Source organism: Trinickia sp., from assembly GCF_051954495.1.
Classification (GTDB): Bacteria; Pseudomonadota; Gammaproteobacteria; order Burkholderiales; family Burkholderiaceae; genus Trinickia.
In genome coordinates, this window is record NZ_JBQCHR010000042.1 from 17,563 (window position 1) to 27,492 (window position 9,930).

Genomic DNA, 9,930 nt, shown 5'->3' on the forward strand with positions numbered 1-9,930 from the left:
CCTCGACGGCGGGCCGCGACGCGGCGTCGGCTGCCCCGGGCGCGGCGCCCGCGACGATGAACGCCGCGGCAAGGGCGGCGGCGAGAGGAGAGGTCTTGTTCATCATGTTCGCTCTAGGAGGTCCTGTGTCGGTGGGGGAAATGTTCGGCCGGTTGAGCGTCCTCGGTGACGCCTCCGGCTCTCAATGCTTCGATGCGCTTCAATCGGGTCGTCGCCTCGGCCGGTAGGCGATGCACGAGCGCGGCGACGATGGATTCGGTCTGGGCGAGCGCCGGCACCTTCGTATCGAACGGCGAGGCGCTTTGCACGAGCGAGACGAGCACGGCGTCGGCGAACAGCGCGATAGGCGAGCGCCACTCGTCCGTGAACAACACGATGCGGGCGCCCAGTTCGTGCGCCGCGCGGGCGAACTGAACGACGCTGTCCTGGTAGCGGCGGTAGTCGTAGACGACGAGCACGTCGCCCGCCTCCAGGTCGGCCAGCGCCTCCGAGCCATGTTCGAGCGAGGGTTCGACGTGACGCGCGTGCGGGCGCAGCTGGCTCAGCAGCACGACGAGCCAGGCGGCGAGGAAACGGCTCGCGCGGCCCCCGCAACTGAACACCGTGCGCTTGGTATCCGCGAGCAGCGAGACGGCGAGTTCGAAATCCTCGCGCGACGCCTGTTCGGCCGTCTTTCCGATGGCGAGCGTCAGCGAACCGAGCATCGCTTGCTGCGTGTCTTCGGCGTGCGGCTCGTCGGCGCACGACTCCAATCTGGAGAGCGGCGAATTCATCCGCATGTCGACTTCGTCGAGCAGCGCGCGCTGAAACTCCGGATAGCCCTCGAAGCCGAGCTTCACGACGAGCCGGTGGACAGTCGGGTCGCTGACGTTCGCTTGTCCGGCGAGCTGCGAAATGGAAGTCAGCGCCGCGCTGGGGTAGTTGGCCCGAAGGACGGCGACGACGCGCCGCTCGGCGGCCGTAAAGGTTTCTTCTCGCTGCTGGAGCAGGATTCTGACGGAGGGGCGCGCCACGATGTCTCGTTCGATGAAAGCTTCGACTTCACGAACGGCTGGCAGCGCGTCGTGTAATGTCTATTACGTAGCTTGAATGCTAGCAAGTCAAAATGCATCGTCAATGCCGCGATTGATCGGTGTTTACCCGTTATGACTTCGAGCGTAACCGCGTATTGGCGGTTTTTTGGCGTGATAAACGTTACATTGCCCGCGCCGGCCAGGCTTGGACGCCGTGCTACGCTTGCTGGGCCAGTCATTCAGGGAGCGCATATGCCGGTAGGACGTCCGCTTTTCGCCGTTCGTTTGACATCGTTCATCCTCGCCGCTGTTGGCGCCGCGGCGTATGCCATGGCCGCAGGCAGCGCCCAAGCGGCCGAGACGCCGGCGAAAACGCTCGTTTATTGTTCCGACGCGAGCCCCGCCGGCTTCGATCCCGCCCAGTACACGACGAGCGTCGAATTCACGGCCGCCGCCTATACGGTCTACAACCGGCTCGTCGAATTCGAGCACGGCGGTACCAAGATCGAGCCGGGTCTCGCGCAGTCTTGGGATATTTCGGATGACGGGCGCGTCTACACGTTCCACCTTCGTCACGGCGTGAAATTTCATACGACGCCGTATTTCAAGCCGACGCGCGAATTCGACGCCGACGACGTCGTGCTCACGTTCGAGCGCATGCGCGATCCCAACAACGCTTTGCGTCTCGCCTACCCGGCCGTGTTTCCCTACTTCAACGATCTGGGCCTCGCGAAGAACCTCGCGAAAGTCGAAAAAGTCGATCCGTACACGGTGCGCATGACGTTGAACACCGTGAGCGCGCCGTTCTTGTCCGAACTCGCCATGCCGTTCGCCTCGATTTTGTCGGCCGAATATGCCGAGCAACTGATGCGCGCCGGCAAGGCGTCGGATCTGAACCGCTTTCCGGTCGGCACCGGGCCGTTCATCTTTCACAGCTACGAAAAGGACGCGACGATTCGTTTCGACGGCAACCGAGACTATTGGAAAGACGGCGTCGTGCGCGTGGGCAAGCTCGTGTTCCAAATCACGCCCGACCCGGCCGTGCGCGAGCAGAAGCTGAAAGACAACGAGTGCGAGATCATGAACTACCCGCGCCCAGCCGATATCGCGGCGCTTTCCGCCGACCCTAACCTGCAAGTGCCGCATCAGGTCGGGTTCAATCTGGGCTTCCTTGCTTACAACACGACGCATGCGCCGCTGACGAACGTCGACGTGCGCCGTGCGCTCGACATGGCGATCGACAAGCCGGCGATCATCAAGTCGGTCTATCAAGGGGCGGGCCAAGCCGCCGTCAACCCGATGCCGCCCACGCAGTGGTCGTACGACGCGTCGCTCAAGGATGCCCCTTACGATCCGGCTCAGGCGAAGGCATTGTTGGCCAAGGCGGGCTACCCGGACGGCTTCGAGCTCACGCTGTGGGCGATGCCCGTGCAGCGCCCGTACAACCCCAACGCTCGCTTGATGGCCGAGATGATTCAGGCCGACTGGGCGAAGATCGGCGTGCGCGCAAAAATCACGACCTACGAGTGGGGCGAATATGTGAAGCGGGCGCACGCGGGGGAGCACGATGCGATGCTCATCGGCTTCACCGGCGACAACGGCGATCCCGACAACTGGCTGGGCGTCCTTTTGGGCTGCTCGGCCGTGAACGGCAGCAACTTTTCGAAGTGGTGCTACAAGCCGTTCGACGATTTGATCGTCAAGGCGCGCGGCACGACAGATGCCGCCGAGCGCACGAAGCTCTATACGCGGGCGCAGGAAATCTTCAAGCAGCAAGTTCCTTTTACGCCGATCGCCCATTCGACGGTGTATCAGCCGCTGCGCAAGAACGTCACCGGGTTCAAGATCGATCCGTTCGGGCCCACGCAGTTCTGGGGCGTGGGCTTGCGGTAACGCCGGCCGTCAGCGGCGCGGCGTGCCGTGCGTTGCGCCGCACATGACTTCTTTTTTGACGCATCGACGAGCGTCGGCCGGCGCATTATCATCGCGTAATTTTAGTGGCACTAAACACGCGACGATCGCAAAGTCAACGCGTGAAAGTGCTGGTCGTTGCCTTTTCCCGACCGCTTGTTCGGGGTATCAAAGGTCAGTAATATCCGCGTACGCTGGCTCCACCCAGCCTTGAGATCTGGAGGAAACATGAAGCAAAACAAACTGTTGCGCGCCGTGCGGGTCACCGCGATCGCGGCCGCCGCCGTGACGGTATCGCTGGCTGCGACGGCTTCGCATGCCGCCGACATTCCCAACAAAACGCTCGTCTACTGCTCGGAAGGCAGCCCCGCGGGTTTCGATCCCGCGCAGTACACCACGGGCACCGATTTCACGGCGAATACGTTCACCGTCTATAACCGTCTCGTCGAATTCGAGCGCGGAGGCACGAAGGTCGAGCCCGGTCTCGCCGAGTCGTGGGACGTATCCGCCGACGGCAAGGTGTACACGTTCCACCTTCGCCATGGCGTGAAATTCCAGACGACGGACTTCTTCAAGCCCACGCGCGAATTCAACGCGGACGACGTCGTCTTCACGTTCGAGCGCATGCTCGATCCGAATCAGCCGTTCCGCAAGGCCTATCCGGTGCAGTTCCCGTACTTCACCGACATGGGTCTCGACAAGCTCATCGACAAGATCGAGAAGGTCGATCCGTACACCGTGCGCTTCACGCTGAAGGAAGTGAACGCGCCGTTCATCCAGAACATGGCGATGGAGTACGCGTCGATCCTTTCGGCCGAGTACGGCGACCAATTGCTCAAGGCCGGCAAGGCCTCGGACATCAACCAAAAGCCGGTGGGCACGGGCCCGTTCATCTTCAAGAGCTATACGAAGGACGCGACGATCCGCTACGAGGGCAATCCCGATTATTGGAAGGCGGGCGCGGTGAAGATCAAGCATTTGATCTTCGCGATCACGCCCGATGCCGGCGTGCGCGTGCAAAAGCTCAAGCGCAACGAATGCCAGGTGATGAGCTATCCGAAGCCGCAGGACATCGCGCCGCTCAAAGCCGATTCGAACATCTCGATGCCGTCGCAGGCCGGCTTCAACCTCGGCTACCTTGCGTACAACGTCGAGCACAAGCCGCTCGACAAGGTGGAAGTGCGTCAAGCGCTCGACATGGCGATCAACAAGAAGGCCATCATCGAGTCGGTCTACCAAGGCGCAGGCCAGGCCGCGACGAACCCGATGCCGCCGACGCAGTGGTCCTACGACAAGGATCTGAAGGCGCAGGCATACGACCCCGAGGGCGCGAAGAAGCTGCTCGCGAAGGCCGGCTTTGCGAACGGCTTGCCGCAAGAAATCACGCTGTGGGCGATGCCGGTACAGCGTCCGTACAACCCCAATGCCCGCTTGATGGCCGAGATGATTCAGGCCGACTGGGCGAAGATCGGCGTGAAGGCGAAGATCGTCACGTATGAATGGGGCGAGTACATCAAGCGCGCGCACGCGGGCGAGGACGACTCGATGCTGATCGGCTGGAGCGGCGACAACGGCGATCCCGACAACTGGCTCGGCACGCTGCTCGGCTGCGAGGCGGTGAAGGGCAATAACTTCTCGAAGTGGTGCTACAAGCCGTTCGACGATCTGATCCAGAAGGGGCGCACGACGAACGGCCAGGAAGCGCGTTCGAAGATCTATATGCAGGCCCAGCAGATTTTCGCGCAGCAGCTGCCGTATTCGCCGATCGCGCACTCCACGATCTATCAGCCGACGACGAAGAACGTCGTCGACATGCGCATCGAGCCGCTCGGCTATGCCCGCTTCGACGGCGTCAGCGTGAAGTAATCACGTCGATGCAGTCCGCTCTTTCGGGCATGCCCGGAAGGCCGCGATGCACGACTTGCGGCGACAGAAGCCCCGCGCTTCTCGTCGCCGTTCGCATTTTTCCTCCAGCAATATAGGGACGAACCATGTTCCGATTCGTTTTACGCCGTGTCGGAATGGTGATTCCGACGTTCATCGGCATCACGATTCTGGCCTTCGCGCTCATCCACCTGATCCCCGGCGATCCCATCGAAGTCATGATGGGCGAGCGCGGCGTCGATCCGGCCATGCACGCGGCGGCATTGCACCGGCTCGGGCTCGACGAGCCGCTGCCGATGCAATATGTCCACTATGTTTGGCGCGCGCTGCACGGCAATCTCGGCGATTCGATCATCACGAACACGACCGTGATGAGCGAGTTTCTCGCCCGCTTTCCGGCCACCGTGGAGTTGTCGATCTGCGCGATGATCTTCGCGCTCGTGATCGGTTTGCCCGCGGGTGTTTTCGCTGCCCTCAAGCGCGGCACCGTCGTCGATCACGGTGTCATGGGCACGGCGCTCACGGGATACTCGATGCCGATTTTCTGGTGGGGATTGATCCTCATCATGCTGTTTTCGGTGACGCTCGGATGGACCCCTGTCTCGGGCCGCATCGCCGTCGAATACGACATTCCCCACGTGACCGGCTTCATGCTGATCGATGCGCTGCTCGCGCCCGACGAAGGTTCGTTCAAATCCGCCGTCAGCCATCTGATTCTGCCCGCGATCGTGCTTGGCACGATCCCGCTCGCGGTGGTCGCGCGCATGACGCGCTCGTCGATGCTCGAAGTCCTGCGCGAGGACTACATCCGCACGGCGCGCGCCAAAGGGCTCTCGCCCGTGCGCGTCATCGTGGTGCACGCGCTGCGTAACGCGCTGATTCCGGTCGTGACGGTGATCGGCCTGCAAGTGGGCACGCTGCTCGCGGGTGCGGTGCTGACCGAGACCCTCTTTTCATGGCCCGGCATCGGCAAGTGGCTCATCGATGCGATTAGCCGGCGCGACTATCCGGTCGTGCAAGGCGGCATCTTGATGATCGCGACGTTGGTCATCGTCGTGAACTTGTGCGTCGATCTGCTCTACGGCGTGCTCAACCCCCGCATTCGCCACACGCGCTAAGGAGCCCGCAATCATGGCAGATATTCAAAACGCGGCGCCTGGGCAGGTGACGCCTTCGAGCGGCCGCGCACTCGTGCTGCGCGAATTCTGGCGCAACTTCTCGCGCAATCGCGGGGCGGTGGCGGCTGGCCTGATCGTACTCGTGGTCGCGCTCATCGCGATTCTCGCGCCGCTCGTTGCGCCGCACAGCCCGATCGAGCAGTATCGCGACTACGTCAAAATCCCGCCGGCATGGCTCGACGGCGGCAATTGGAAGTTCGTGCTCGGCACCGACGAAGCCGGTCGCGACATTCTCGCGCGCCTCATGTTCGGCGCGCGCATGTCGTTCTGGATCGGGTGTGTCTCCGTCGTGCTCGCATTGATTCCGGGCATCGTGCTCGGGCTGTGCGCGGCATTCTTCGAATGGGCCGATACGCCGATCATGCGCGCGATGGATGTGCTGCTCGCGCTGCCGTCGTTGCTGCTCGCGGTGGCCGTGGTCGCGATCATCGGGCCGGGGCTGACCAATACGATGTTCGCGATCGCGATCGTCGCGCTGCCGGGCTACGTGCGCTTGACGCGGGCGTCGGCGCAGGGCGAATTGCAGAAGGAGTACGTCACGGCATCGCGCGTGGCCGGCGCCGGCACCCTGCGGCTCATGTTCTCCCAAGTGCTGCCCAACTGCACGGCGCCGCTGATCGTGCAGGCCACGCTCGGTTTTTCGTCGGCGATCCTCGATGCGGCCGCGCTGGGCTTTCTCGGTCTGGGCGTTCAGCCGCCGACGGCCGAATGGGGTGCGATGCTGGCGTCGGCGCGCGACTACATCGACAATGCCTGGTGGATCGTGACGATGCCGGGCATGGCGATCCTCATTTCGGTGCTTGCGATCAACTTGCTCGGCGACGGGCTGCGTGACGCGCTCGACCCGAAACTCAAACGGATGGCCTGACCATGAACACTTTATTGACCATCCGCAACCTGGCTGTCACGTTCGGCGGCGCGCCGGCGGTGGACGGCGTGAGCCTCGACATCGCGCCCGGGGAAGTGGTGGGCGTCGTGGGCGAATCGGGCTCGGGCAAGAGCGTGACGATGATGGCGCTGATGGGCCTCATCGACGCCCCCGGCTTGGTGACGGCCGATGAAATCACATTCGACGGCAAGGACTTGTTGAACGCCTCGGCGAAAGCGCGCCGAAAGATCATCGGCAAGGATATCGCGATGGTGTTCCAGGACGCGTTGACGAGCTTGAACCCGAGTTATACGGTCGGGTATCAGATCAAGGAAGTCCTGAAACTGCACGAAGGCCTGCGCGGCGCGGCGCTCGAGCGGCGCGCGCTCGAGTTGCTCGACCAGGTGGGCATTCCCGACGCGAAAAATCGCATTTCGGCGTTTCCGCACCAACTGTCGGGCGGCATGAACCAGCGCGTCATGATCGCGATGGCCGTGGCCTGCAACCCGAAACTTCTCATCGCCGACGAGCCCACCACGGCGCTCGACGTCACGATTCAAGCGCAGATCATGGATCTGCTCGTGAAGCTGCAGAAGGAGCGCGGGATGGCGCTCGTCCTGATCTCGCACGATTTGGCCGTCGTTTCGCAAGTGGCGCAGCGCGTGGCGGTCATGTATGCCGGCGAGGTGATCGAAACGAATCGCGTGCCCGATATTTTCGCGCGGCCGCATCACCCGTACACTGAAGCGCTGCTGGCCGCCATTCCCGAGCACAACCGCGGCGCGAAGCGGCTCGCCGCGCTGCCCGGCATGGTGCCCGGGCGCGACGACCGGCCTACCGGCTGCCTGTTCGCGCCGCGCTGCAAGTACGTCGTCGACGATTGCCGAAAGGGTAGACCGCGCCTGGATCCGCCCGATTCGCACGAGGTGCTTGCACGGGCCCGCTGCATCAAACCGCTGAACCTCGAGACGGCGCGCTCGAGCACGACCGACCTGGGAGGCGCACGATGAACGCAGTACCGGAAGTTTCGCGCGCGCCGCGCCATGACGACGAGCGCGTGCTCGTGGCCGAGCAACTGACCAAGCACTACCCCGTGCGACGGGGCATGTTCGGCCAGGCCACGGTCAAGGCGCTGAACGGCGTGTCCTTTTCGCTCTCGCGCGGCAAGACGCTTGCCGTCGTGGGGGAATCGGGGTGCGGCAAATCGACGCTCGCCCGTCAGCTGACGATGGTCGAGCCGCCCACGTCGGGGCGCTTGCTGATCGAGGGCGAGGACGTCGCGGGCGCCGATCGGACCAAGATCGACCAGTTGCGCCGCCGCGTGCAGATGGTGTTTCAGAACCCGTTTGCGTCGCTGAACCCGCGTAAGACCGTCGAGCAGACGCTGGCCGAGCCCTTGCTGATCAATACGGAGCTGAGCGCGACCGAGCGCGTGAGCCGCGTGGCGCAGATGATGCGCACGGTCGGATTGCGTCCCGAGCATGCGAAACGCTATCCGCACATGTTTTCGGGCGGACAAAGGCAGCGCATTGCGATTGCTCGTGCGATGATTCTGGATCCGCGCATCGTGGTGGCGGACGAGCCCGTCTCGGCGCTCGACGTTTCCATCCAAGCGCAGATCCTGAACCTGTTTATGGACCTGCAAGAGCAGTTCAAGACGAGCTACGTCTTCATTTCGCACAATCTGGCCGTCGTCGAGCATATTGCCGACGACGTGATGGTCATGTACTTCGGCGGCGTGGCGGAGCTCGGCGACAAGAAGACGATCTTCGCGCACCCGCGTCATCCGTACACGCGCTCGCTGATGTCGGCCACGCCGGCGATCTTCGAGGCGGACCGGCGCACGCAGATCAAGCTCCAAGGCGAAATGCCCTCGCCGCTCAATCCGCCCTCGGGCTGCACGTTCCACCAGCGTTGCCCGTATGCGATCGAGCGGTGCCGCGTGGAGGAGCCGAAGCTGCGCGAAGTCGATGGCCGGCTCGTGTCGTGCCACCGCGCCGAGGAGGTGGGGGAAGCGGATGCCTGAAGCGCGGGCGGCGCGTCATGTTGCGCGCCGTTCGCACGGGCGCGCCGCCGCGGCCGCCTTCGTGCGGCGCGTGCGGCGCGTGCGGGCCCTCGTCCTCGCGTTTGTCTTCACGTTCGTCTTCACGCTGGCGATCGATCCGCGCTCGGGCGGCTTGATCGCCCCGGCTTTCGCCGGGCCGGCCGCCGCGCCGGTTACCCAAGCGGCGCCCCGGGCGCCGATCGCCCCGGCGCCCGGAAGCCCGCCGGCCACGCCGGGGGCGGCTATTCCGGGCTTTCATGGGCCGCCGCCCGACTTCGGCGGCACGAGCGCGAGCGGGCCCGTGCGCGCCGAGCCCGCCCATATGCCGTTCTATGTTGCGACGAGGGGATCGACGACGATCTACCTGCTGGGGACGTTGCATGTGGGCGATCCCTACGACTACCCGAAGAGTCAGCCGTTTCGGCCGCCCATTCTGGCCGCGCTGGCCGCGTCGCCGACGCTCGCGCTCGAGATTTCACCGGACGACCTGCTTCAATCGCAGGACGACGTATCGAAGTACGGCGTGTGTTCATACGACTGCTTGCCGCGACTGTTGCCCGATGCGCTATGGCGCAGGCTTGCATTGCGGCTGCGAGGCAATCCGGCGGCGCTCGATGAAATCAAGAAGACCCGGCCGTGGCTGGCCGCGCTGCTCGTCGAAACCTACGATTCGATCGCGGCCGGTTTGCAAACCGAATACGGTACCGAAGCGCAGTTGCAGAACGTCTACTTGCGCTCGCGCGGCAAGATCGTCGGGTTGGAAACGCTGGCCGAGCAGATGCGCGCGTTCACGAATCTCACGCTGGCGCAGCAGCGCGAAATGCTCGGGCAGGATCTTGCGCAGACGCCGGCGCAAAACATGGCAGACGTGGCCATGCTGCATCGGCTGTGGCGCGTGGGCGACGCCGATGCGATCGCCGCGTGGGCGAGCGCCAAATCGGAGCGGCTCGCCCGCACGCCGGCCGTGGCGCGGACGCTCGATAACCGAATCATCTATGACCGCAACCGCCGGTTCGTCGTGCGGATGACGGC

8 protein-coding genes are annotated in these 9,930 nt (G+C 63.9%); 7 read left to right on the forward strand and 1 reads right to left on the reverse strand.

Annotated features, from left to right (window positions below):
* Window positions 1-113 precede the first annotated feature (113 nt).
* Entirely contained in the window at window positions 114-1,013 is a 900-nt protein-coding gene (locus ACTHNR_RS07230; RefSeq protein WP_440546888.1) for a MurR/RpiR family transcriptional regulator, read from the reverse strand.
* A 252-nt stretch (window positions 1,014-1,265) separates the two neighbouring features.
* On the opposite strand from ACTHNR_RS07230, the gene ACTHNR_RS07235 reads away from it, so the two are divergent.
* From ACTHNR_RS07235 to ACTHNR_RS07265, 7 genes are all read left to right on the forward strand, one after another.
* Window positions 1,266-2,906 carry an ABC transporter substrate-binding protein gene (locus ACTHNR_RS07235; RefSeq protein ID WP_440546889.1) on the forward strand — a complete coding sequence of 547 codons (1,641 nt, stop codon included), beginning with the start codon at window positions 1,266-1,268 and terminating at the stop codon, window positions 2,904-2,906.
* 246 nt (window positions 2,907-3,152) lie between these two features.
* A complete protein-coding gene (locus ACTHNR_RS07240) occupies window positions 3,153-4,790 on the forward strand; it encodes an ABC transporter substrate-binding protein (protein WP_440546890.1) in 1,638 nt (545 codons plus the stop codon).
* 125 nt (window positions 4,791-4,915) lie between these two features.
* Complete coding sequence (locus ACTHNR_RS07245) at window positions 4,916-5,926, forward strand: ABC transporter permease subunit (RefSeq protein ID WP_440546891.1); 1,011 nt, start codon at window positions 4,916-4,918, stop codon at window positions 5,924-5,926.
* 13 nt (window positions 5,927-5,939) lie between these two features.
* Window positions 5,940-6,854: an ABC transporter permease subunit gene (locus tag ACTHNR_RS07250; protein WP_440546892.1), complete on the forward strand. Its 915-nt coding sequence runs from the start codon at window positions 5,940-5,942 to the stop codon at window positions 6,852-6,854.
* Window positions 6,855-6,856: 2 nt separating this feature from the next.
* Complete coding sequence (locus ACTHNR_RS07255; protein ID WP_440546893.1) at window positions 6,857-7,864, forward strand: ABC transporter ATP-binding protein; 1,008 nt, start codon at window positions 6,857-6,859, stop codon at window positions 7,862-7,864.
* Entirely contained in the window at window positions 7,861-8,880 is a 1,020-nt protein-coding gene (locus ACTHNR_RS07260; RefSeq protein ID WP_440546894.1) for a peptide ABC transporter ATP-binding protein, read from the forward strand. The genes ACTHNR_RS07255 and ACTHNR_RS07260 overlap by 4 nt, the downstream gene beginning before the upstream one ends.
* Window positions 8,873-9,930 (forward strand): TraB/GumN family protein (locus ACTHNR_RS07265; protein ID WP_440546895.1); only part of this gene is annotated, 1,058 nt, incomplete at its 3' end. The genes ACTHNR_RS07260 and ACTHNR_RS07265, both read left to right, overlap by 8 nt.

Coding starts and splice junctions, on each gene's coding strand:
- ACTHNR_RS07240 (WP_440546890.1), top strand. CDS start 3,153: ATGAAGCAAAACAAACTGTTGCGCGCCGTGCGGGTCACCGCGATCGCG.
- ACTHNR_RS07235 (WP_440546889.1), top strand. CDS start 1,266: ATGCCGGTAGGACGTCCGCTTTTCGCCGTTCGTTTGACATCGTTCATC.
- ACTHNR_RS07245 (WP_440546891.1), top strand. CDS start 4,916: ATGTTCCGATTCGTTTTACGCCGTGTCGGAATGGTGATTCCGACGTTC.
- ACTHNR_RS07255 (WP_440546893.1), top strand. CDS start 6,857: ATGAACACTTTATTGACCATCCGCAACCTGGCTGTCACGTTCGGCGGC.
- ACTHNR_RS07260 (WP_440546894.1), top strand. CDS start 7,861: ATGAACGCAGTACCGGAAGTTTCGCGCGCGCCGCGCCATGACGACGAG.
- ACTHNR_RS07250 (WP_440546892.1), top strand. CDS start 5,940: ATGGCAGATATTCAAAACGCGGCGCCTGGGCAGGTGACGCCTTCGAGC.